Origin of the sequence: Dawidia soli, from assembly GCF_018598185.1 — a bacterium.
Classification (GTDB): Bacteria; Bacteroidota; Bacteroidia; order Cytophagales; family Cyclobacteriaceae; genus Ohtaekwangia; species Ohtaekwangia soli.
In genome coordinates, this window is record NZ_JAHESC010000010.1 from 71,384 (window position 1) to 93,055 (window position 21,672).

A 21,672-nucleotide genomic window follows, 5' to 3' on the forward strand; every position below is an offset into this window, starting at 1 on the left:
ATGGCAGAAAAAATTCTAATTATTGATGATGACAAGGACATGTGCCTTGTGCTAAAGCGCTTTTTATCGAAGCATGGCTTTGAAGCCATGGAAGCCAACAGCGGTAAGAAAGCGCTGGAGGTGCTGGAATCAACAAGTCCCGATCTGATCTTGTGCGATTTCAAGCTCGAAGATATGGATGGCACCACCATTCTGAAGAACATCAAAGAGCGGCTCCCCGCCGTGCCTGTGATCATCATTACCGGTTATAGCAACATCAAGACAGCCGTAGAAGTGATGCGGCTGGGGGCGATCGACTATGTTACCAAGCCCCTGCTGCCGGATGAAATTCTGCTGACCATCAAGCGCGCCCTGGCCAACCCGTCGAGTCCCGCCGAGTCGGTGCCGGCCAACGAGCCCGCTTCCGCCAGCTATGTGGCCAAAGCCCAGGCGCAGTATGCCAAGAAGAACGACCGTCAGATCTATATCTTCGGCAACAGCCCCGACTTTAAGAATATACTCAACCAGATCGACCTGGTAGCGCCCACCAACTATAGCATCATCATTTACGGTGAGAGCGGTAGCGGTAAGGAGGCGATTGCGCAGGAGATACACAAGCGCAGCAAACGCAGCGATAAACCTTTTATTGCCATAGACTGCGGTGCGCTTTCCAAAGAGCTGGCCGGCAGCGAGCTGTTCGGTCACGAAAAAGGCTCCTTTACCGGCGCCCTGAGCCAGAAGATCGGTAGCTTCGAGCTTGCCAACGGCGGCACGATCCTGCTGGACGAAATCGCCAACCTGCCGTATGATGTGCAGGTATCGTTGCTGCGTGTTACGCAAGAGCGCAAGATGAAGCGCGTGGGCGGCACAAAGGATATCGACCTGGACGTACGCATTATCGTGGCGAGTAACGAAAAGCTGTGGGATGCCGCCCGTACGGGCCGCTTCCGCGAGGATTTATACCACCGTTTCAACGAATTCCAGATCAACGTACCGCCGCTGCGCGAGCGCAAGAACGACATCATGACCTTTGCGATGCACTTCCTGAGCATTACCAACGGCGAGCTGGGCAAGAACGTGAAGGGTTTCAGCCCCGAGGTGGAGAATATATTCAAAAATTACGTATGGCATGGAAACCTGCGCGAGTTGAAGAATGTCGTAAAACGCGCCACGCTGCTGAGCGATACGGATGTTATCGAGACCCGTACGATCCCGTTCGAGGTGTCGAACTTTAGCAAGCTGCAGTTCGAGGGCGGTGGTGGCGAGTCGGCACCGATGAGCGCCAGCACATTGCCGGCCGAACATGGCCTGCCATACCAGCCGGCGCCTTCACGGCCGGTGATCAAGGAGTCCGGCTTGAAGGGTGCGGGCATCGATGCCGAGTATGAAATCATACTCGAAGCGCTGAAGCGTGTGAATTTCAACAAAAGTAAGGCAGCCAAGCTACTAAAGATCGATCGTAAAACGTTATACAATAAGATCAAGCAATACAAGGAACTCAACAATATCGAGTTTCAGCAGGAGGTATGAGCGTGGAGGGCATAAACTATCTGAGCGAGATATTTGATATGGAAGAAGGTAAAGACTCTTTTGATGGGAGACTCGCCGATTTCTTCCCCGGGATAGTCTATGTCTACGACGTCGACCGCCGTTGCTTGAAATATATCACCCGGCGTGTGACCGATTTTCTGGGTCTGCCGCTGGAAGATCTGAAGGACTGCTCGCTCGAGCAGCTTATTTTTCCGGAAGACCTGGCACTGGTACAGCGCGAGCTGGAGAAGTTCCATCATTTGAAAGACAACGCCTCGCATACGTATAACAGCCGCATGGGCCACCGCGAGGGTGGCTGGCGCTACTTCCGCACGCAGGGTTCTGTATTTCGGCGTAAGGCCGATGGCACCCCTGCATCGCTGCTTTTCATGGCACAGGATATTACCGATCAATGGAAAGGGCAGGAGGAAGTAAAGGCGTTGCGCGAGCTGCTGCACGAAACAGAAGCGTTGCTGCAGTTTGGCAGCTGGAGCTGGGATGCCGCGACCGACACCACGCATTGGACGCAGGGTATATTCCAGCTGTTTGAATACCAACCCGAAGAAGTGGCGGACATCACCCGCGAGTTCTTTTTCAAGCACATGTCGCCGGAAGATGCCGCAAATTTCCAACACCAGGTAAAGGAAGCCATCGATACACAAACGGGTTTTGAATGCGAGTATGGTATCACCACACGATCGGGCGTGCAGAAGTTTGTTTCCACCAAAGGCAAAGTGATCCTGGGAGAAAGGAACGAGGTGGTGAAAATGATCGGCATTACGCGCGACATCACCCCCCTGAAATATTTCGAGCGTGAACGCGAGCGGAGCATTCGCGAGCTGAACCGCTCGAACCGCGAGCTGGAAGAGTTTGCCTATGTGGCCTCGCACGACTTGCAGGAACCACTGCGCAAGATCTCGACCTTTAGTGAGCGGTTGAAAGCGAAGTTTATGACGCCGTTGGGCAACGAAGGCTCTTTGTATGTAGAGCGGATCCTGGCGTCGACGGAGAACATGCGCATATTGATCGATAACCTGCTCGAATTTTCGCGCATGGCCCGGAGCTCCTATGCGTTTTCGCGCACAGACCTGAAGAAGATCATACAATCGGTCACCACGGACCTGGAGCTGAAGATCGAAGAGACGGGCGCCCAGATCATGATCGGCCCACTGCCAGAGATAGAGGTGGTCGAGGCCGAAATGAAGCAGCTGTTCAACAACCTGCTGGGCAACGCCATCAAATTCCGCAGCGAAGAGAAGCCGCCGTTGATCACGATCAGCGGGGGCAGGGCTACACGCAGCGACAAGGAGGACCAGCACTTGCCGCCCGACAAAGAGTTTGTCAGGATCACGATCCAGGACAACGGCATAGGCTTTGAAGAAGAGTATGCTGAAAAGATCTTCCAGATCTTTCAGCGGTTGCACGGCAAATCAGAGTATCCCGGCTCCGGCATTGGCCTGGCCATTTGTAAAAAGATCATGGACAACCACAACGGTGCGATCTATGCCGAAAGCACGCCCGGCCAGGGTGCTGTCTTTCACCTGCTCCTTCCCGAAAAACAATTCTGACAGTAATAGAGTACATGCAGCAGTCGAGCGTTACACGAATTCTCATTGTAGACGACGATGAAGACGATTTCATCATTACCAGTGACTATATCCGCAGCATCGAAGGGGTGCACTACGAGATCGATTGGTGCCCTACCTATGCCAGGGCCGTCGAACACATCCGTCAGCGTCAGTATCAACTATATTTGGTGGATTACCGCCTCGGCGCGAAGACGGGCCTGGACCTGTTGAAGGAGGCCGTGCGCTTGAACTGCGAAGATCCGATCATCCTGCTGACGGGTAAAGGCAACAAGGCGGTTGACAACGAGGCGATGGTGATCGGGGCGATGGACTACCTGATCAAGTCGGAGCTGAACACGGAGAAGCTCGAGCGCAGCATTCGCTACTCGTTGGAGAGGGCTGGTGCGCTGAAGGCGCTGCGTGCGAATGAACGCAAATACCGGATCATCTTCGAGCGCTCGAAAGACGCCGTGTTTATCGCCGACGAGGGGCTGCGTTTCCGGGATATGAACAACGCCACGTCGGAACTGCTGGGCTATGCGCAATCGGACCTGTTAAACCTCTCGTTATACGACCTGATCCTGGAGGGCAAAGACAAGGTGTACGCCGGCCTGGAGCAGTCGAAGGAAATTGACGATGTTGAGATCACGCTGGCCGACCGGCAGGGGGAAAAGAAGTACTGTATCATTTCCGCCTCGATGGAAACGGGTAATGAAGAAGGGGGCTCGTATGTGCAGGGCATCATTCACGATATTACCAACCTGAAGCGGGCAGAGAAGGCTACGCTGCAAGCCGAGAAACTGGCGGCGACCGGCCGGCTGGTGCGGACGCTGGCGCACGAGGTGCGCAACCCGCTGAATAACATTCAGATGTCGGTAGAGCAGTTGATCCCGGTCAATCAGAGCGAAGAAGACACTCCGTTCCTGGAGATCATTCACCGTAACTCCAAACGCATCAACGACCTCATCACCGAGTTGCTGGATTCGTCGCGGCCGACGGAGATGATCTTTAAGCGCGTCATTTTGCAGACGGTGCTTGACGAAAGCATCAGCGCGGCGCTGGATCGCATCACGCTGCAGCGCATCAGCATGAAAGTAAGCTACCCCGATGTGCCTTGCTATATTCAGGCCGATGCTGATAAACTGAAGGTGGCGTTCCTCAATATCATCATCAACGCGGTGGAAGCCATGCGTGACCGTCCGGGCGAGCTGAGCATTAAGGTGACACCGTCGGCCCTGCAATACGCTGTCGAGATCTCAGACAACGGGTGCGGTATACCGCAGGAAAACATCTCGAAGCTGTTCGAGCCTTACTTCACATCCAAACGCAACGGTATGGGCCTTGGCCTGGCAGCGACGCTTAATATTTTACAAACACACAAGGCGCACATCGACGTGCGTTCTAGGGAAAATGTCGGGACCACGTTTGTGATCGCCTTCCCGGTACAATGATCAGATAAACGCTATCATTTTACTGAGCGTGCTTTCCCAATAGTGGGCTTCGTCGGGCACGATACGGATGAGGCATAGTTTAGGATCCTGCAACCCCAGGGGGAACCACTCGGTTAGCGGCGGTACCCACAGCTCACGTTCTTTGGCCTTGTCGCGCACGATGGTACATGTGCCGTTGATGTGGATATAAATATTTTTCGATGGCCGTGCATAGATAAGCGAAACGGCCGTGTGCCCGGTAGCGTCTTGCACTTTGTCGGAGAGCTCGTTGGTAAAAAACCAGATATGCCCGTCGCGGTCCACGTCAAGGGTCATCATGGGGCGGCTGGTGGTTTTACCGGCGCTGTCGGTTGTCATCAGCATGCATACTTCGACATCGTTGAGCAGCTCCTTAAATTTCTGTATAGCCGGTGGGTACTCAGGTGCTGTTTTCATGGTGTTGGTTAGTTCAAGGGGAACGATGTAAAGTGTCGGTATTCGCTCTCACACCCGATGGCTATCGGGGCCACGCGCACACTGTTTTAGCTGTCGGTGTCTTCGGGTGCGATGTCGGACGTGTTGCCCCCGCGGTTGACGGCCTTTCGTTGCTCGTCTTCGTTTACCCGTACAGTATCGGGTGGGGTGTTTTGTACGACGGGCTGTCGTGCATGTTCGGCTTCTTCCTGAAGGCGTTCGTCCTGTGCCGTGGTTTTCTTTTTACGACCGGCTTTAGTCGCCTTTTCTTTTGTTTCGGGTTTGGGGGGAGTGGGAGAGCCCGGGGTGGTATGTTGCGTTTTCATGGTGTTTCATTTAAGGGAACAACTAAAAAACGAATGCCAACACGGGAGCTTTTCCGAAGATACTTGTTTTTTTCTCAAATTGCAGTGCTGGCGCGATATTGTATGCAATCGCAAGTGAATGCGTATATTTGGCTAATTTATTCACTTTATGAGTAAAGTATTTATCCTGGTGGCTGAGGACGATGCCGACGACCGTTACCTTATGCAAACCGCATTCCGCGAAAAAGGCTATTCCGACAGGATTGAATTTGTGGAAAACGGCGTGGAGCTGCTTCGGTTCCTGGAAACGGCAGAAACCGCCGACGGCGGGCCGGAGTTCCCGGGATTTATCTTACTGGACCTGAACATGCCAAAAAAAGACGGGCGCGAGGTGCTTCGTGACCTCAAGCAACATCCCGTGTTCAAGCGTATCCCCGTCGTTGTATTTACCACCACCAAGAACGACGCCGAAATCAAGCGGTGTTATGAGCTGGGTGCGAACAGCTATGTTGTAAAACCTACCAGCTTTGAGTCGCTCCTGAGCGTCGTCGAAAACATCCGCAATTATTGGTTCCAGGTAGCGTCTACTCCCTAACGGCGACGCCGTTCTTTTTTGCTTTCTTTTGAAACAGTTTGCTGAGGAATGGGGCCACGTTGTTAAAAATGACGTGTGAAGAGATATTCTTTAACATCGGAGGCAGGAATAAACGCGCCAGTAGGTTATGGGATACGAATTTTTTCAGGAGCAGGTCGATGGCAAGTGACGAGCCCGTGGAGACGAGCGCATGGTTACGCGTCTCGCCGTTGGTAAACTTTCCCACGATGCGCACCAGGCTCAATACGGGCTTAAACTGCTCCCGGATGCCGGCCAGGTCTTCGCGGATCTGCTCTTTTTGCACCTTCAGCTGCGACCGGAGGCGTTCCTGCTCGGTGCGTAAGTCTTCATAGGAACGGATGGTGCTATTCATAGATCTTTTGAATGATAAAGTCGCGGATAAAGGGCGCGATATATTTTTTTCGGAAGATGAAGATGATGCCGATGAGAAATGTATATACGCCGGCCATGATAAAAAAGCCGCCGATCATATTGCCGATGGCTTTGCCGATCCACCAGCTAAAGCCGAAGCCGGAGAATAATAGTACAAAAAGTACCAGGAAGCCGATAAAGACAGCTGTAATGCTTACAGAGGCAATTCCTGCAGTCTTTTCAGTGGCGTTGAGAACGGTTAATTTATAATACGTTTCCAGGTAATCGCTTACATGGTCTGTCAGGTTTTCTGCCTTCGTTTTCCGGTCGTCCATGGTACAAAAGGTTTAGGCGGTTGGTTGAAGGGAACCGGAAGCAAGCATTCGGATCACTTGCTTCTGGCGCCGTGTACACGTGCTTGCAGGAACGAATTCGCGTACGTCGTTTTTGTTAGCTTAACGATTCCTTTACCCGACTGTACCGATTTGCAGCATCCTGGCTGAGGCCTTTGGCTTCCTTCAGGATCGTGTTTTTAGCGTCGCCCAGTTGCTCGCGGCTGTTTACAATTGCTTTGGTCAGTTCTTCAGCAAAGTCGGTAGCTGCTTTGGAGATCTTTTTGCGCATGTCGTTACCACTTTCAGGAGCGACCAGCATGCCGATCACAGCGCCCGCGGCGGCAGCGCCGAGTATCCCGAGGATTATTTTACTCTTCGTGTTCATATGCTTATTTGGTTTATTTGCAACAAATCGGTAAAAAATTGTTCCTTTCACAAAAACTTATTAGTATGGCTTGCCGACTGGGTATGAATATCTACAGGGGCCAAAATGGGGTTGGCAATATTCTTTTTAGCATTCTTGCATAGATTTTGTATCATTGGACTGAGTTGATGAAGCGTATATTGATTATCGATGACGAAGAGGACTTATGCGTGCTGATGCGCGCGTACCTGCAGCCCTTACAGTTCGATGTACACCTGGCATTTACCTTACGGGATGGGTTGCAAAAAGCGCGCGATCTCTCCCCTGACATACTGTTCCTGGATAACAACTTACCCGATGGCCTGGGCTGGGACACGGTAGGTCAGTTACTCACGCTTTTACCGCACAGTAAGATCAACCTGATGAGCGCCTTTACCCACCTGCCCCTGGAACTTGAAAATATACCTTCGGTTAAGTTCCTGGAAAAACCGATCAGCCTCAGCACGCTGAAGAGCTTCCTTTGACCTATTCTTTCTTTCGCTTTTTGCCGCGCGCCTTGTCGTTCTCGATGTTGAAGGACGACTTGATGCCCGAGAAGAGAGATTTCCACCAAAAATTAAAGATGGCCTTTTTACGGTCGCGGTAGAATAACACCGTTCCGGTCTTTTTTTCACCCGTGAAAAGCTTACCGGCGTCGTCCTGAATAAACGTGTTTAATGCAAAGGTCAGGAATTCATTCTTCAGCGCGCCGTCGTTGTCCTTGTCGCGATCTTTCTTGCGGTCCCTCTTTTTAGGTTTGCGCAGACCCGACACTTTCAGGTCGCGATAGCTCAGGTCAACTGAGCCGTCGGAGCGTACGTCGTTGAAGTGAAATTGAAAGGCCAGCAGGCTCATCACACCGCTTTCGATCTTGATCTTTGCCTGGGGTTGGAGCATATCATTCAGGCTGGACAACGGAAATGCTACCAGCGTGCCTTTCAGGTAAGCCGGCTTCCTGGTGCGGGAGAAGGTACACTGTACCGACAGCTTGCCTTTGCCCATAAAATTTGCCGCGGCGATCATGACCGGGGCTTTTTCCGTGCTGTCTTGCGTGATATGTGTGATTGTGGCATCCAGGTCCTGGAAAAATACGGTGCCGCTGGAGTCGGCCTCTTCTCCTACTTCTTCATACGATATATAGCTCCTCGTCAGACGTAACGTGTCTATATCTAAAAAGAAAGGGAGACGCTTCAAGGCATCGACGGGCAGCGGCGTATATGTCTTGTTAGGGAATGGATAGTGCTTATTGCGATATACACGCAGCCGGGTGCTTGTCTCCAGACGACTGGCGGTAACAAAGGTCGAGTCGCCTATGCCGAGCCGAACATTGCGCAGGCTCAGATACGGTACGGTCCCATCGAAGCGGTCGGCTTCCACGCCCACACGGCGCGCGAAGGCGCGTTTGGAATAACGCGGCTTGATCGTGAGGGTATCGGCTTCCAGTTGCTGCAACGTATTGTTGAATGTCAATTGGCGAACGCCAAAAGTATACAGGGCGGTCACGATCCGCGCAGAGTCCATGCGTACACCGTCGGCCTGGAGGGCCTGCGGCAAACGCTTGTCGAAGGTGAGCGCACTGACGCGCAAATGCAGCGATGCCGCTACGGTATCTTTGCGGACGCTGTCGGTCTGCAATAACACAAGGTCGGGGACATGCAGAGAATCTATTTCCAGCGTAAGCGAAGATGCCGTGCGTTTCTTTTCTTCGACGTTTTTGGCGGCTTCTTCGACACTATCTTTTTTGACGACCTTTACCAGCGTAAGTGTGGGGTGATCCACGCGGGCGCGGGTGATGTGCAGGCGCTTGCGGAAAAGCAGGGGCAGGAGCCTGATGGAAGAGATCTCGATATACGGTGCGCGAAGGTGTAATCGTTGCGCGGGAATGTTCAGCTCGAACGAGTCCAGGGCCACATTCATGCTGGCCAGGTCGATGTGTAATGAATCATACCGTATTTCAATACCCTGCTGCTTCAGGTCAGCCACGGCGACGCGGGCCTTTTGCTGCAAAAGTGTGGGCAACTGTGTATAGCCGATGTACGCCAGTAAACATACGGGAATGCAGGCAGCGAGGATCAGCAGGAGTTTTTTACGTTTCATAATACACCCGGGGCCGGGCTCTCAAAAAAATCCCCGAAGGAGTTTCCTCCTCCAGGGATCAAAGATATAGCAGATGTTACTTAGGAGTTACCCAACTGATTCTTTTCAGCGAGCTTCTTCATTTTTTTATTCGCGTAGATCGCTACTTCCACCCGGCGATTCTGGTCGCGGCCGTTGTCGGTGGCATTGTCTGCAACCGGTTGGCTTTCGCCGTATCCGACAGTCTGGAGTCGTCCGTTTTTTACTGCCTGGCCCGCGAGGTAGGATGCTACAGCCCTTGCGCGTTCTTCCGACAGTTTTTGATTATGGTCGTCGGTACCGCTGTTGTCGGTATGACCTTCGATCAGGATCTCCGTGTCTTCATACTTGTTCAGCGTGGCGGCAAGCTCACGCAGGTTTTGCTGTGTGGTATTGTTCAGCTGCGACGAGTTCAGGGCAAAGAGCAATCCCGAGTTGAAGGTGATCTTGATGCCTTCGCCGACGCGCTCTACTTGCGCGCCTTCGAGGTCGCGCTTAATTTCTTCTGCCTGCTTATCCATCTGGCGGCCGATCAATGCGCCGGCAGCGCCGCCTACGGTGGCACCGATGATGGCGCCGATGGCGGTGTTACCCGACTGGTGACCGATCACGCCGCCGATAGCACCCCCGGCACCGGCGCCGATGGCGCCGCCTTTCATGGTATTATTTGCCTGGCAGCCGCCAAGCAAACCTGCTGTAATGGCCGCGGCGGCCAGCAGCAAGGTCGATCTCGAAATCAATCGCTGTACGGTTTTCATACACTTTTTATTTTAGTTTATATATACTCCCCGCCTACAAATATTGTGCATGGCCCGCTTACGCCAAGGCTTCGGCGGGCTTTCTTGCAGGTGGGGAGCGCGCTAGGCTCGTCGAATTATGCCCAGTAACAGGGAGACGACGGCCAATACAATAAGGACGTGGATCAGGCCAGTAGCGCTATAATAGAATACGCCCAGCAACCAGCCGATGATCAGGATGACTGCGATCAGATACAATAGTGATCTCATATACAGTGTTTTTTTAGTTTGTTAATTGTTTCGGGAGTGTAGAATAAAAAAGCTTGCCATTGTAACACCGAGGCACTGTACCCTATATACAGTGCCTGCACAGCACGGTCTGGGCGGTTCCGGGAAATAACCGTTCGTCTGCGCTATTGGGTATTTTTTTTCACAGCGCTGCCGTGCACAGGCGATTGCAGGCGGGGTACAAGTTTTACATAGTGCTGTTGAAAGCATAGCACTTCACTTCATGAAAATCAGGACCTTTTTATTGCGCATTGCTGATATATACCGGTTTGTAGCGCGTGCGGTGCGCGAGACCGTCATGCCGCCGTATGAGTGGAAGGAGACACTGCACCAATGTTTTGTGGTGGGCAACCGGTCGTTATTCCTCATTACGTTTACATCGTTTTTGGCAGGCATCGTATTTACCCGTCAATCACGGCCGTCGCTCGCATCGTTTGGTGCAGAGTCGTGGCTGCCGTCGCTGGTATCGCAAGCGGTGGTGCGTTCGTTGGGTCCGTTGATCACAGGCTTGATCTGTGCCGGTAAGCTCGGGTCTAACATCGGCGCGGAGCTGGGGAGCATGCGTGTGTCGGAACAGATCGATGCCATGGAGGTGTCAGGCACGCGGCCTTTCTCTTATCTGGTGGTAAGCCGCATCACAGCCACCACGCTGATGCTGCCGCTACTGGTCGTATATGCCGACGTGATGGCATTGCTGGGGTCATATTTTACAGTAAACGTGATCAATCATTCCAGCTTTATGTTATACTTCAACGAGGTAGCCGTATCGGTTACTTATGTCGATATATTCTCGTCGATCATCAAGGCGGCATTCTTTGGCTTTGCGATCGGCATTGTGGGATGTTACGCGGGCTTTCATGCCGAGCGAGGTACGACAGGGGTTGGGCGCGCGGCCAATGCGGCCGTGGTGGCATCGATGATCCTGATCTTTATTCTGGACTTGCTAAGCCTTCAATTCATTAACCTCTTCCGTCGATGACCTCGCCGCTGCAAAACGATCGCTATACCTCTTCGGCCACGGGCCCTCGGTCTGACGATGCCGTTGTTGCACGGGTGCGCAACCTGCAAAAGTCTTTCGGTGATGTGGACGTGTTGCGCGATGTGAACCTGGATCTCTATGCAAGTGAGAACCTGGTGATCCTCGGCCGTTCGGGCACCGGTAAATCGGTGCTGATCAAATGCATGGTGGGGCTGATCAAACCCGATGCCGGCTCGATCAACATTCTCGGGTACGATGTGCTAAAGCTGAGCCAGGATGAGCTGAACGAGCTGCGACTCCAGGTAGGATTTTCCTTTCAAGGCAGCGCTCTGTACGACTCGATGACGGTGCGACAGAACCTCGAGTTTCCACTCAAACGTAATTTGGGCATTTACGATCCCGCAGAATTGAACGAGCGTGTGGTGCGCGCGTTGGAGGATGTGGGGTTAGAGTCGGCCATCGACAAGATGCCCTCGGAGCTGTCGGGGGGGATGAAAAAACGTGTGGGGATTGCCCGGACGTTGATCCTGAACCCGAAGATCATGCTGTACGACGAGCCTACGGCCGGGTTGGACCCGATCACGTCGATCGAGATCAATGAGCTGATCGTCAAGGTGCGCGACAAATATAAAACAGCTTCCATCATCATTACCCATGACATCAGCAGTGCCCGCCACACGGCGGACCGCGTCATTGCGCTGGTGGGAGGATATAATAAACTGGAGGGTACGTTTGATGAGATCAAACAAACTACCGATCCCGAACTGGAGCCTTTCTTTAACTATTGACAGTATTACCGGAAACATTAAGTCTATACGATCATGAAAACAGCAGAAGTAAAACAGGATATCAAGCTCGGGATATTTGTCGTGGCCGGGGTATTGTTGTTTATCCTTGCGGCGTTCTTTATCGGCAGTGAAAACAACTTGTTCAGCCGCACGATCACCGTCATGGCGGTCTTCAAGAATGTGGAGGGCCTCAAGCGTGGTGATAACGTGTGGCTGTCCGGAGTAAAGATCGGCACGGTGCGCGATGTGAATATTGCTTCGGAGGGGAAGGTGCTGGTGACGATGCTGCTGAAGGAAAAGCAAAATGAATTTATCCGGCGCGATGCCATGGCGTCGGTCGGCTCGGACGGTTTGGTGGGTAACAAGATCGTGGTGATCCGGCCCGGCACTGCGCCGGAAAATATTGCGGACAACGATACGATCAATTCATTGTCGCCTACCGATACGCAGGACCTCATTAACATTGCCAAGGATGTTGGCGAGAATACACGTTCGCTTACGTTCGATCTAAAGGAACTTTCGCGTCGCGTGAGCGACGGACAGGGTATCGTGGGAGATCTGATCACCGACAAGGGCTCCTTTTCGCATGATCTGCGCCAGACCGCTACAAACCTGCGGCAGGTGGGTGCGAACATGAACCGGGCGTCGGCAGAGCTTAATGCGCTGGTGTATGAGATGAAGCATGGCGAAGGGGTTATTCACAAGCTCGTGTCGGATACGACGATGGCCACGGTGTTTGACGACGCGTTGGCCAATGTCCAAAAGGTATCGGCCAATTCTGCTAAGATCGCCGCCGAGCTGGAAGAAGTGGTGTCGAAGGTGAATAGCAACGATAACGCGCTGGGCAAATTACTGGCCGATACAACCTTCGCAAGCCGGATGGAAGAAACGATGATCAGCGCGCAGAGCGCGTCGGCCAAGCTGGATGAAAATATGGAGGCAATGCAGCACAATTTTTTGTTGCGAGGATATTTCCGCAAAAAAGAAAAGCGGGAACGCCGGGAAGCCGAGGCAAACAGCGCTGCTGTAGATAAATAGCGTCAATGCGGACAATTGTGCCGCAGGCGTGGATGCCTATCTACAGGGGGCTTTATCGTATACAAAGCCCGTGGCGTATATGATTTTTTAGCGTTGCTGCAACAACCTATTAAACTTCAGGATTACCATGGAAAAGACAACATCAAAATCGAAAAAAGCTGCATCGAAAGACGATGCTTCTTTGCTGGAGGATTTCTTTGTGGAAGAGCTCAAAGACATCTATTGGGCTGAAAAGCATTTGACAAAGGCCCTGCCGAAAATGCAAAAGGCGGCGACTTCAGAAGAGCTGGCCAATGCGTTTGCAGACCACCTGGTGGCAACACAAGAGCATATTTCCCGTCTGGAAAAGGTATTTGAGATGCTGGACAAAAAGCCGCAGGCCAAAAAATGCGACGCCATGGAAGGCATTATCAAAGAAGGCGAGAGCATCATTGCCGAGACCGAGGACGGTTCTGCTACGCGCGACGTGGGACTGATCCTGGCGGCGCAGAAAGCGGAGCATTATGAGATCGCCACGTACGGCGGCCTGGCCCAGCTGGCCAAAACCATGAGACGTGAGGACATCAAGAATTTGTTAGGTCAGACACTGGACGAAGAGAAAGAATGCGATGAGCTGCTCACGTCGCTGGCCGAAGAGGATATCAACGAAACGGCTGACCAGGAGTAAGGTTACAGCTTCCCGTCAGCGTATCAGGTCAGGGTATTTTGCCCTGACTTTTTTCTATATACTGCTATGGATATACCTTCCGTATCGTTAACACACCGCGAGTTCATTGGCATAGACCGCAACTACGCCAAGGCGGCGAAGGCGGTTTCCCTGAGATATATAACGGACACCTCACGCGGCATTTCCCGCTTGCGCAAGGGCAAGGGTTTTGCGTATATCTTAGACCGAAAGCCCATCCGTGACAAAGAAGAGATCCTGCGGATCCGCAGGCTGGCCATTCCGCCGGCCTGGACCGACGTGTGGATCTGCGTCGATCCGATGGGCCACATTCAGGCAACGGGGTTTGATCTGCGTAAGCGCAAACAATATCGGTACCATCCGTTGTGGTCGGCGTTGCGGAACGAAACCAAGTTCCACCGCCTCTATGAGTTTGGCAAGGCATTGCCGGCGTTGCGGCTACAATTGGAAAAGGACCTGAGCCGGCGGGAGCTCTGCGAAGAGAAGGTCTTGGCGGCGGTAATCGCCCTGATGGAACGCACCTATATCCGCATCGGTAATGAGGGGTATGAAAAGCTTTACGGCTCGTATGGGTTAACGACATTAAAGGACAAGCACGTATCGATCGAGGGTAACAACCTGCAGTTTTCGTTCAAAGGCAAGAAGGGTATATTTCACAATGTGTCGTTACGCAACAAGCGCCTGGCGCGTATTGTGAAAGAGTGCCGCGAGATACCGGGCAAGGAGTTGTTCCAATATTACGGCCGCGACGGCTTGCGGCACCCGATCGACTCGGGCATGGTCAACGCGTATATACAGCGTGTAACGGATTTTGAGTTTACGGCCAAGGACTTCCGTACCTGGGCGGGATCGTTGCACTTTCTACGGGAGCTGAAGACGGCGGGCGAAGTGGCCACGGCGGCCGAAGTGAAGCGCAATATTTTAAGCGCGCTGGACGCGGTCAGTAAGAGGCTGGGGAACACGCGCACGGTGTGCCGTAAGTATTATGTTCACCCGTCGTTGGTTCGCCTCTACGAGGAGAACAACCTGCAACGTTACTTTCAGGAGCTGGATGCTATCGAAGTAAACGACGGACAGGCTGATCTCACCGCAGAGGAAAAGGTATTGATGAAGATCTTAAAGGCTATGCACTAGCCGGCCATTATTTCTTGCGGCCGACTAAGTGTCCTTTCGTGCCGAAATACAGAATATACAAGTAGCAGGGCAGCATGATCCAGTAGGCGGTCTGTGCGTTGTGCAGTTTGTCGGACAGCGAGCCGTAGATCAGCGGCAGGATAGCGCCGCCGGCGATGGCCATTACCAGCAGGCCCGAGGCGAGCTTGGTGAATTTGCCGAGGCCTTCCAGCGCCAGCGGCCATACGGCCGGCCAGATGAGCGAATTCGAGAGACCCAGCAGGGCGATAAAAAGAACCGATGTCGCGCCTGATGTCAGCACGGCCAGCACGGTAAAGATGGCCCCCGAAATGGCGCAGATCTTCATGGCAAGCTCTTGTGAGAGTATGCGCGGGATCGTAAAGATGCCGGTGATATACCCCAACAACATAAAGCCCAACGTAGCCTGTGAGAAGTAGCGGGCCGTGGACATCTCAATATTTAAATATTTGCCGTAGCTAATGATCGTATCGGCCGCCATTACTTCTACTCCCACATATACAAAGAGCGCGAGCGCGCCTAAGAACAGGTGCGGAAACTGGAAGATGCTGGTCTTGCTGCTGGCAGAAGTGTCGGTACCTTCCTCGGAATCTTCTTCGTTGATCTCGGGTAGCGATGACAAGATGACGGCGACGGCCAGGACCACGAGGACGGCCGTAATAATGATATAGGGAACGATTACGCGCGATGCGAGCTCGTTTAGCTGTGCTTCTTTTGCCACAGCGTCCATGGCCTTCAGGCTGGCGGTCAGGTGGTCGGCATCTTTGAGGGCGATATAGCCGAAAATTATACCCGCCAGGATACCTGCCACCTTGTTACAGACCCCCATGATGCTGATACGCTGGGCTGCGCTTTCGATCGGGCCGAGGATGGTAACGTACGGGTTGGAGGCCGTTTGCAGCAAGGCCAGGCCGGTGCCTATGATAAAGAGGCCGGTCAGGAACAGGTTATAGTTGCGGGCTTGCGCCGCCGGTATAAAGGTAGCGGCACCCACGGCCATCACCAGCAGGCCGACGGCCATACCCTTTTTATAGCCGGTAAGGTTTAGTACATAGGAAGAAGGTATACCCATCACACCATAGGCAATAAAGAAAGCAGTGGTTACGAGATAGGCCTGGAAATCGCTCTCCAACTGGCAGGCTATCTTGAGGTACGGTATAAGGGTACCGTTAACCCAGGTAACAAAGCCAAAGATGAAGAAGAGCGTTCCGATGATGATCATCGGCACCAGGTATCCATTCTTTTGATTGGTCATACAGGTGTGATTTAGGTTTTAGGGTTAGGTATTTAGGTTATTATTGTTCGTGTGTTTTATGCACACATGTTCTAAAACTCCTATTTTTGGGCCCTTATTACTTTTTAAAGCGCGGGCCTTTGAAGATTATTTTTTCAGTTTGTCCGGAGAAGACTTGGAGCATTCCCGTAGAACCCGTTAAAATCCTTCCAAAAAACAGAATGTTTGCGCAAACACTACGTTCTATTCATCTGAAATAAACTAAAACCCAATGGACACACCAAATCGCACACAAAAAAAAGTCACCCTTTTAGTTATGGCCGCCGGCATGGGAAGCCGCTATGGGGGCATTAAACAGATAGACGGGTTTGGTCCCAGCGGCGAAACCATCATGGATTATTCCCTTTTTGATGCTGTACGGGCGGGTTTTACAAAGGTCGTATTTATCGTGCGTGACGAGATCCTCGAAACGGTGAAGGAGAAGTTCCTGCCAAAACTGCAAGGCAAGGTAGCGGTTGAATTTGTTGTACAGTCCATCGATAAGCTCATCCCTGCTTCTTATGATATTACCGAGCGCACCAAGCCCTGGGGCACAGGCCATGCGTTGCTGTGTGCCAAGGATGTCATTCAGGAGCCGTTCGTGGCGATCAATGCCGACGACTTTTATGGCAAGGAGGCTTTCGCTTCTGTTGCCCATTATTTCAAGAACGACACGACCGGGGCACACGCCATGGTAGGCTTTACCTTGAGCAATGTATTGTCCGAGCACGGCAGCGTATCGCGTGGTGTAGGCGAGCAGGATGCCGAGGGCTACCTGCAGTCGGTCGTGGAGCGCACGACTATTGTGACCGAGCAGGGTAAGGTTATTTCGAAGGAAGCCTCCGGCGACCGCGTGCTGGATCCGTCGGCACCGACGTCGATGAACTTCTGGGGCTTTCACCCATCGGTGTTTGCGCTGGCCTCGTCGATGTTCGACGACTTTCTGAAAGAAAATCATCAGAACCTCAAGTCCGAGTTTTATATACCGCTGATCGTAAACGAGCTGATCCACCGTGGTCTGGGCAAAGTGAAGGTACTGGGCGGCGGCAACATCTGGTTTGGCGTTACCTATAAAGAGGACAAAGAAGAAGTGTCGTCCAAGATCCGGGCGCTGATCGCAAAAGGCGAGTATCCTGAAAAGCTCTGGTAAGGCTTATAAGTAATCGTTCGCGTTCGGGCGGGCTTTCAAGTCATTGACAAACCGCCTGAACTGCTCTTCCTTATCTTTCTCACACACGATCACCACGTTGCCGAACTCGCCGACGAGGTAGCCGTTCAATCCCTGTACAACGATCAGCTTATCGGGCGAGCCCTTGACGATACAGTTGCGGGTGTCGTACACCTGGGCATTGGCGCTGATGACGTTGTTGTTCTCGTCTTTGGGCGAGATGTCGTGTATCGATCCCCACGATCCCAGGTCGCTCCAGGTAAAGTTGCCTAAGCATACGTAGACGTTGGTGGCTTTCTCCATGACGCCGTAGTCGATGGAGATGCTTTTGCATTGGGAGTAGGCGCTGAGGATGGCGTCCTTTTCGCCGGGTGTATCGAGGCGGGGCTTTACGCCTTCGTCAAACACTTCCGACATTTCTGGCAGGTGCTCGTGGAAGGCCTCCAGGATGGCTTGCACCCCCCAGATAAAGATGCCGGAGTTCCACACGAAGTCGCCGCTTTCAATGAATTTCTTGGCGAGCGACAGCTCGGGTTTTTCGGTAAAGGTCTTTACCTTTTTGGCGAAGGCCTTTTCGGTGTGATATTGTATGTAGCCATATCCCGTTTCGGGACGGGTGGGGGTAATGCCGAGGGTAATGAGCTTGTCTTGTACGCGGGCCTGATCGGCGGCCTTGCGGATGACATCCTGAAACTCTTGTTCTTTGAGGATGAGGTGATCGGAGGGGGTGACCATGATCACAGCTTCGCTGTTGCGTTTGGCGATCTTATAGCTGGCGTATGCAATGCAGCAGGCGGTGTTCTTCCGCATGGGCTCGGTCAGGACCTGGTCATCGCCCAGACCCGGCAGTTGTTGTCGTACGAGGGCGGCGTGCTCTTCATGTGTGACGACAAATATGTTCTCCTGGGGGCAGATCGGCAGGAAACGCTCAAACGTGGATTGAAGTAAGGTTTTTCCTGTACCGAGTACGTCTAAGAATTGCTTGGGTTTGGAATTACGGCTATATGGCCAAAAGCGAACGCCTACGCCACCGGCCATGAGGACAACATACAGATTTCGATTCATTTAAGTTTTTTGTCGATAAGACGTTTTACAAAAGACGTTAGATGCAGAATTTTATAAAAGACTTTTCTGGTTTTTTAAACGATTCCTTCCTTCAGCAGATCGTGCAGGTGAATAAAGCCGGCCACTTTGTTGCCTTCGAGCACAACCAATTGGGTAATATTATTGGCCTGCATTTGATGTAAGGCTTTGACGGCAAATTCATCTTTTTCGATCCTTTTGGGATTAGGGCTCATAATGTCGGCGGCCTGGAGGTGGGCAAGCTGGGTGAGGTCACTGCTCTTTTCGAGCATGCGTCGCAAGTCGCCGTCGGTAATGATGCCCAGGAGGTTGCGATCGGTGTCAACGACAGCGGTACAACCTAGTCTTTTTGACGAGATTTCCATGATAACATCTTTCAACGGCGATTCGGGACCTACCAGCGGTAACTGGTTGTTGATATAGATGTCGGAGACCTTGAGGTATAATTGTTTGCCCAGGGATCCACCGGGGTGGAACTCGGCAAAGTCTTTGCTGCTAAAATTGCGAAGCTCGAGCAAGCATACGGCCAGCGCATCGCCCATGGCCATGTGGGCGGTGGTGCTGGTGGTCGGCGCCAGGTTGTTGGGGCACGCTTCCTCCGCAATCGTTGCATTGAGTATAAAATCGGCTTGCTGTGCTAAATATGAATTTGTATTGCTCACAAGGGCAACAAGCTTTGATCCTCTGCGTTTCAATAACGGAATTAGTACTTTGACTTCCGGGGTGTTGCCACTTTTGGAAATGCAAATGACGATGTCCTGTTTTTGGATCATGCCAAGATCGCCATGTATAGCATCTGCGGCGTGCATAAACAGCGCCGGGGTTCCGGTAGAGTTCAACGTAGCAACAATTTTATTGGCAATGATGGCACTTTTGCCAACGCCTGTAATGACAACCCGCCCGCTGGCAGAATAAATTTCGTTCACGCAGGCTTCGAAGCTATCGTCAATAAAATTGGTGAGTTTCTGAATTGCTAAGGATTCGTTTATTAATACCTCCTGTGCAATTTTTTTGATATTTTTTCCTAAATTCAATGCCTTTTCAAAATTATCTTTGTCTGTGGACAAAGATATAACTTATCAGACGAAATGATGTTGGTAGAAGAGAAAGATGCGCTAAAAGAAAGACTCAAAGAAATATTCGGGTACAGCCAGTTCAGAGGTAATCAGGAGACGATTATCCGCAATCTGCTGGATGGTAGAAATACATTTGTCATCATGCCTACGGGCGCTGGTAAGTCGTTGTGCTATCAGTTGCCGGCCATGATGAAAGACGGGCTTGCCATTGTTATATCGCCGCTCATCGCACTCATGAAGAACCAGGTGGATCAAATGAATGCGTATGGTGTAAACGCCCGCTTCTTAAACTCTACACTCAGCAAGAGTGAGATCACGCGACTGAAGAAAGATTGTATGAACGGCAACGTAAAACTGTTATACGTTGCGCCCGAGTCGCTGAACAAAGAAGAGACGATCGAGTTCCTCAAGAAAGTAAATGTAGCCTTTGTCGCGATCGATGAAGCGCACTGTATATCCGAATGGGGCCACGACTTCCGCCCGGAGTATCGCCGCATTAAGAACATGATCCAGAACCTGGGCGACATGCCGGTGATCGCATTGACCGCGACGGCTACGCCGAAGGTACAGATCGATATCCAGAAGAACCTGCAGATGGAAGAGGCCGATGTGTTTATCTCTTCCTTCAACCGCAAGAACCTGTTCTACGAGGTTCGTCCGAAAAAAGAGACGAAGAAACAGCTGATCAAATTCCTGAAGGATAACAAAGGCAAGTCCGGTGTGATCTATTGCCTCAGCCGTAAAAAGGTAGAGGAGATCGCCCAGCTGCTGAATGTAAACGGCTTTAAAGCTGCTCCGTACCATGCCGGCCTCGATCCGGATGTGCGGATGAAGAACCAGGACGACTTCCTGAACGAAGAAGTGGATATCATCGTGGCCACCATCGCCTTCGGCATGGGGATCGATAAGCCCGATGTTCGCTTTGTCGTGCACTACGACGTGCCGAAGTCGCTGGAAGGTTATTACCAGGAGACGGGCCGCGGTGGCCGTGACGGCCTGGAAGGGCACTGCCTGATGTTCTATAGCCACAACGACCTGAACAAGCTCGAAAAGTTCAATAAAGACAAGCCGGTACAAGAGCGTGAGAACGCACGCATCCTGTTACAGGAAATGGAATACTATGCCGAATCGCCGGTATGCCGCCGTCGCCAGTTGCTGCACTACTTCGGCGAGGAGTATACGCAGGAGAACTGCGGCATGTGCGACAACTGCGTACACCCGCGCGAGCGTTTTGACGGCACAGAAGCGGTAAAGCTGGTGCTGCAAGCGGTAAAACAAACCAACGAGCGCTTTGGGTTGAACCACCTGGTGAACGTGATCCGCGGTACGGAAGATGAGTATGTGAAAAGCTATGGTCACTTCGACCTGGCCGTGTATGGCAAGGGTGGTGACGAGGACATCGACTACTGGAAGTCGGTGATCCGCCAGACGCTGATCTATCAATACCTGGAAAAAGACATCGACAACATCGGTGCGCTGAAAATCTCGCGAAAAGGAGAGGACTTCCTGAAGAAGCCGCATGCGATCGAGCTCGCCCGCGACCACGACTTTACCACGGCCGTGGACGAAGAGGAAGAGTCGGCCGAGCGCGTGCCGGTCAACACCAAATCGTACGATGTGAAGTTGTTCGAGATGCTGAAGACCCTGCGCAAGAAGATCGCCAAGGACAAGAACCTGCCGCCGTATGTGATCTTCCAGGATCCGTCGCTGGAGGAAATGGCGACTACGTACCCGACCACCAAGGACGAGCTGGCCCAGGTGAACGGTGTCGGCATGGGCAAGGTGAACAAGTTCGGTCAGGAATTCCTGACGCTTATTCAGCAATTTGTCGACGAGCACGACATCGAGACTGCCAACGAGGTGGTGGTGAAGTCGTCGGTGAACAAATCGAAGACCAAGATCCTGATCATCCAGCAGATCGATCGCAAAGTAGACCTGGAGGAGATTGCCGAGACCGTGAAGCTGTCGTTCAGCGACATGCTGACAGAGATCGAAAACATCTGCTACTCGGGCACGAAGCTGAACCTGAACTATTACATTGACCAGGTTCTGGACGAGCACAAACAGGACGACATACACGATTACTTCATGAATACGGATACGGACAGTATGGAGGCCGCCCTGAATGACGATTCTATCGCCGACTATTCAGAGGAAGAGATCCGCCTGATGCGCATCAAATTCATGTCGGAATACGCGAACTAAGAAATCCCAGTTGCCGGCCGGCCGGTAGGGCACCCTTGTATCGGGGCGCTACGGCCGGCCGGATTGTTTTTATTACCGGATTTCGCGTCTATCT

The 21,672-nt window shown here is 52.3% G+C and carries 23 protein-coding genes; 12 read left to right on the plus strand and 11 right to left on the minus strand.

The genetic code is table 11. From position 1 onward, the window contains the following. From KK078_RS08930 to KK078_RS08940, 3 genes are read left to right on the plus strand one after another with little or no spacing between them, the layout of a single operon-like run. The gene (locus tag KK078_RS08930; RefSeq protein ID WP_254089915.1) at positions 1–1,509 is read left to right on the plus strand and encodes a sigma-54-dependent transcriptional regulator; all 1,509 of its coding nucleotides are present in this window, start codon (positions 1–3) and stop codon (positions 1,507–1,509) included. Continuing rightward, a complete protein-coding gene (locus KK078_RS08935) occupies positions 1,506–3,077 on the plus strand; it encodes a PAS domain-containing protein (protein WP_254089916.1) in 1,572 nt (523 codons plus the stop codon). The genes KK078_RS08930 and KK078_RS08935 overlap by 4 nt, the downstream gene beginning before the upstream one ends. Before the next feature lie 14 nt (positions 3,078–3,091). Next, positions 3,092–4,528, plus strand: a complete 1,437-nt coding sequence (locus KK078_RS08940) for a hybrid sensor histidine kinase/response regulator (protein WP_254089917.1) — start codon at positions 3,092–3,094, stop codon at positions 4,526–4,528. Here the strand turns inward: KK078_RS08940 and KK078_RS08945 are convergent, their stop codons facing one another. Both KK078_RS08945 and KK078_RS08950 read right to left on the minus strand, forming a co-directional pair. Further along, positions 4,529–4,963, minus strand: coding sequence for a pyridoxamine 5'-phosphate oxidase family protein (locus KK078_RS08945; RefSeq protein WP_254089918.1), 435 nt, complete (start codon positions 4,961–4,963; stop codon positions 4,529–4,531). 86 nt (positions 4,964–5,049) lie between these two features. Next, positions 5,050–5,307, minus strand: a complete 258-nt coding sequence (locus tag KK078_RS08950; RefSeq protein ID WP_254089919.1) for a hypothetical protein — start codon at positions 5,305–5,307, stop codon at positions 5,050–5,052. A gap of 148 nt (positions 5,308–5,455) precedes the next feature. On the opposite strand from KK078_RS08950, the gene KK078_RS08955 reads away from it, so the two are divergent. Next, complete coding sequence (locus KK078_RS08955; protein WP_254089920.1) at positions 5,456–5,881, plus strand: response regulator; 426 nt, start codon at positions 5,456–5,458, stop codon at positions 5,879–5,881. On the opposite strand, the gene KK078_RS08960 is transcribed toward KK078_RS08955, so the two are convergent. The 3 genes from KK078_RS08960 to KK078_RS08970 form a co-directional block, all read right to left on the minus strand. Further along, positions 5,871–6,254 carry a hypothetical protein gene (locus KK078_RS08960; RefSeq protein WP_254089921.1) on the minus strand — a complete coding sequence of 128 codons (384 nt, stop codon included), beginning with the start codon at positions 6,252–6,254 and terminating at the stop codon, positions 5,871–5,873. The two genes, KK078_RS08955 and KK078_RS08960, sit on opposite strands and share 11 nt — an antisense overlap. Then, positions 6,247–6,588: a hypothetical protein gene (locus KK078_RS08965; RefSeq protein ID WP_254089922.1), complete on the minus strand. Its 342-nt coding sequence runs from the start codon at positions 6,586–6,588 to the stop codon at positions 6,247–6,249. Before KK078_RS08965 ends, KK078_RS08960 begins: the two co-directional genes overlap by 8 nt. A gap of 115 nt (positions 6,589–6,703) precedes the next feature. Then, positions 6,704–6,973 carry a YtxH domain-containing protein gene (locus KK078_RS08970; protein WP_254089923.1) on the minus strand — a complete coding sequence of 90 codons (270 nt, stop codon included), beginning with the start codon at positions 6,971–6,973 and terminating at the stop codon, positions 6,704–6,706. 167 nt (positions 6,974–7,140) lie between these two features. Here KK078_RS08970 and KK078_RS08975 point away from each other — a divergent pair, with 167 nt between their 5' ends. Continuing rightward, positions 7,141–7,476 carry a response regulator gene (locus KK078_RS08975; protein WP_254089924.1) on the plus strand — a complete coding sequence of 112 codons (336 nt, stop codon included), beginning with the start codon at positions 7,141–7,143 and terminating at the stop codon, positions 7,474–7,476. A 1-nt stretch (position 7,477) separates the two neighbouring features. On the opposite strand, the gene KK078_RS08980 is transcribed toward KK078_RS08975, so the two are convergent. From KK078_RS08980 to KK078_RS08990, 3 genes are all read right to left on the minus strand, one after another. Continuing rightward, on the minus strand, positions 7,478–9,088 hold the full coding sequence (locus KK078_RS08980) for a DUF748 domain-containing protein (protein ID WP_254089925.1): 1,611 nt from the start codon (positions 9,086–9,088) through the stop codon (positions 7,478–7,480). A gap of 80 nt (positions 9,089–9,168) precedes the next feature. Beyond that, positions 9,169–9,864, minus strand: coding sequence for an OmpA family protein (locus KK078_RS08985; RefSeq protein WP_254089926.1), 696 nt, complete (start codon positions 9,862–9,864; stop codon positions 9,169–9,171). 102 nt (positions 9,865–9,966) lie between these two features. Then, positions 9,967–10,113: a lmo0937 family membrane protein gene (locus tag KK078_RS08990; RefSeq protein ID WP_254089927.1), complete on the minus strand. Its 147-nt coding sequence runs from the start codon at positions 10,111–10,113 to the stop codon at positions 9,967–9,969. A 241-nt stretch (positions 10,114–10,354) separates the two neighbouring features. Between KK078_RS08990 and KK078_RS08995 the strand changes: the two genes are divergently transcribed. The 5 genes from KK078_RS08995 to KK078_RS09015 all read left to right on the plus strand — a co-directional run bounded on the left by KK078_RS08995 (position 10,355) and on the right by KK078_RS09015 (position 14,755). Next, positions 10,355–11,110: an MlaE family ABC transporter permease gene (locus tag KK078_RS08995; RefSeq protein ID WP_254089928.1), complete on the plus strand. Its 756-nt coding sequence runs from the start codon at positions 10,355–10,357 to the stop codon at positions 11,108–11,110. Continuing rightward, positions 11,107–11,898: an ABC transporter ATP-binding protein gene (locus tag KK078_RS09000; RefSeq protein WP_254089929.1), complete on the plus strand. Its 792-nt coding sequence runs from the start codon at positions 11,107–11,109 to the stop codon at positions 11,896–11,898. The genes KK078_RS08995 and KK078_RS09000 overlap by 4 nt, the downstream gene beginning before the upstream one ends. A 33-nt stretch (positions 11,899–11,931) precedes the next feature. Next, complete coding sequence (locus tag KK078_RS09005; RefSeq protein ID WP_254089930.1) at positions 11,932–12,936, plus strand: MlaD family protein; 1,005 nt, start codon at positions 11,932–11,934, stop codon at positions 12,934–12,936. Positions 12,937–13,063: 127 nt separating this feature from the next. After that, positions 13,064–13,603: a YciE/YciF ferroxidase family protein gene (locus KK078_RS09010; RefSeq protein WP_254089931.1), complete on the plus strand. Its 540-nt coding sequence runs from the start codon at positions 13,064–13,066 to the stop codon at positions 13,601–13,603. A 66-nt stretch (positions 13,604–13,669) separates the two neighbouring features. Further along, positions 13,670–14,755 carry a DNA topoisomerase IB gene (locus KK078_RS09015; protein WP_254089932.1) on the plus strand — a complete coding sequence of 362 codons (1,086 nt, stop codon included), beginning with the start codon at positions 13,670–13,672 and terminating at the stop codon, positions 14,753–14,755. A 7-nt stretch (positions 14,756–14,762) separates the two neighbouring features. Here KK078_RS09015 and KK078_RS09020 read toward each other — a convergent pair whose 3' ends face one another. Further along, complete coding sequence (locus KK078_RS09020) at positions 14,763–16,028, minus strand: sugar MFS transporter (RefSeq protein ID WP_254089933.1); 1,266 nt, start codon at positions 16,026–16,028, stop codon at positions 14,763–14,765. Between the two features lie 250 nt (positions 16,029–16,278). Between KK078_RS09020 and KK078_RS09025 the strand changes: the two genes are divergently transcribed. Continuing rightward, the gene (locus KK078_RS09025; protein WP_254089934.1) at positions 16,279–17,196 is read left to right on the plus strand and encodes a nucleotidyltransferase family protein; all 918 of its coding nucleotides are present in this window, start codon (positions 16,279–16,281) and stop codon (positions 17,194–17,196) included. Between the two features lie 3 nt (positions 17,197–17,199). On the opposite strand, the gene KK078_RS09030 is transcribed toward KK078_RS09025, so the two are convergent. After that, a complete protein-coding gene (locus KK078_RS09030) occupies positions 17,200–18,279 on the minus strand; it encodes a mannose-1-phosphate guanylyltransferase (protein WP_254089935.1) in 1,080 nt (359 codons plus the stop codon). 74 nt (positions 18,280–18,353) lie between these two features. Then, entirely contained in the window at positions 18,354–19,331 is a 978-nt protein-coding gene (locus KK078_RS09035; protein ID WP_254090003.1) for a KpsF/GutQ family sugar-phosphate isomerase, read from the minus strand. 57 nt (positions 19,332–19,388) lie between these two features. Between KK078_RS09035 and recQ the strand changes: the two genes are divergently transcribed. Beyond that, complete coding sequence (gene recQ, locus KK078_RS09040; protein ID WP_254090004.1) at positions 19,389–21,578, plus strand: DNA helicase RecQ; 2,190 nt, start codon at positions 19,389–19,391, stop codon at positions 21,576–21,578. The last annotated feature ends 94 nt before the right edge of the window (positions 21,579–21,672 follow it).

Coding starts and splice junctions, on each gene's coding strand:
- KK078_RS08930 (WP_254089915.1), top strand. CDS start 1: ATGGCAGAAAAAATTCTAATTATTGATGATGACAAGGACATGTGCCTT.
- KK078_RS08935 (WP_254089916.1), top strand. CDS start 1,506: ATGAGCGTGGAGGGCATAAACTATCTGAGCGAGATATTTGATATGGAA.
- KK078_RS08940 (WP_254089917.1), top strand. CDS start 3,092: ATGCAGCAGTCGAGCGTTACACGAATTCTCATTGTAGACGACGATGAA.
- KK078_RS08945 (WP_254089918.1), bottom strand. CDS start 4,963: ATGAAAACAGCACCTGAGTACCCACCGGCTATACAGAAATTTAAGGAG.
- KK078_RS08950 (WP_254089919.1), bottom strand. CDS start 5,307: ATGAAAACGCAACATACCACCCCGGGCTCTCCCACTCCCCCCAAACCC.
- KK078_RS08955 (WP_254089920.1), top strand. CDS start 5,456: ATGAGTAAAGTATTTATCCTGGTGGCTGAGGACGATGCCGACGACCGT.
- KK078_RS08960 (WP_254089921.1), bottom strand. CDS start 6,254: ATGAATAGCACCATCCGTTCCTATGAAGACTTACGCACCGAGCAGGAA.
- KK078_RS08965 (WP_254089922.1), bottom strand. CDS start 6,588: ATGGACGACCGGAAAACGAAGGCAGAAAACCTGACAGACCATGTAAGC.
- KK078_RS08970 (WP_254089923.1), bottom strand. CDS start 6,973: ATGAACACGAAGAGTAAAATAATCCTCGGGATACTCGGCGCTGCCGCC.
- KK078_RS08975 (WP_254089924.1), top strand. CDS start 7,141: ATGAAGCGTATATTGATTATCGATGACGAAGAGGACTTATGCGTGCTG.
- KK078_RS08980 (WP_254089925.1), bottom strand. CDS start 9,088: ATGAAACGTAAAAAACTCCTGCTGATCCTCGCTGCCTGCATTCCCGTA.
- KK078_RS08985 (WP_254089926.1), bottom strand. CDS start 9,864: ATGAAAACCGTACAGCGATTGATTTCGAGATCGACCTTGCTGCTGGCC.
- KK078_RS08990 (WP_254089927.1), bottom strand. CDS start 10,113: ATGAGATCACTATTGTATCTGATCGCAGTCATCCTGATCATCGGCTGG.
- KK078_RS08995 (WP_254089928.1), top strand. CDS start 10,355: ATGAAAATCAGGACCTTTTTATTGCGCATTGCTGATATATACCGGTTT.
- KK078_RS09000 (WP_254089929.1), top strand. CDS start 11,107: ATGACCTCGCCGCTGCAAAACGATCGCTATACCTCTTCGGCCACGGGC.
- KK078_RS09005 (WP_254089930.1), top strand. CDS start 11,932: ATGAAAACAGCAGAAGTAAAACAGGATATCAAGCTCGGGATATTTGTC.
- KK078_RS09010 (WP_254089931.1), top strand. CDS start 13,064: ATGGAAAAGACAACATCAAAATCGAAAAAAGCTGCATCGAAAGACGAT.
- KK078_RS09015 (WP_254089932.1), top strand. CDS start 13,670: ATGGATATACCTTCCGTATCGTTAACACACCGCGAGTTCATTGGCATA.
- KK078_RS09020 (WP_254089933.1), bottom strand. CDS start 16,028: ATGACCAATCAAAAGAATGGATACCTGGTGCCGATGATCATCATCGGA.
- KK078_RS09025 (WP_254089934.1), top strand. CDS start 16,279: ATGGACACACCAAATCGCACACAAAAAAAAGTCACCCTTTTAGTTATG.
- KK078_RS09030 (WP_254089935.1), bottom strand. CDS start 18,279: ATGAATCGAAATCTGTATGTTGTCCTCATGGCCGGTGGCGTAGGCGTT.
- recQ (WP_254090004.1), top strand. CDS start 19,389: ATGTTGGTAGAAGAGAAAGATGCGCTAAAAGAAAGACTCAAAGAAATA.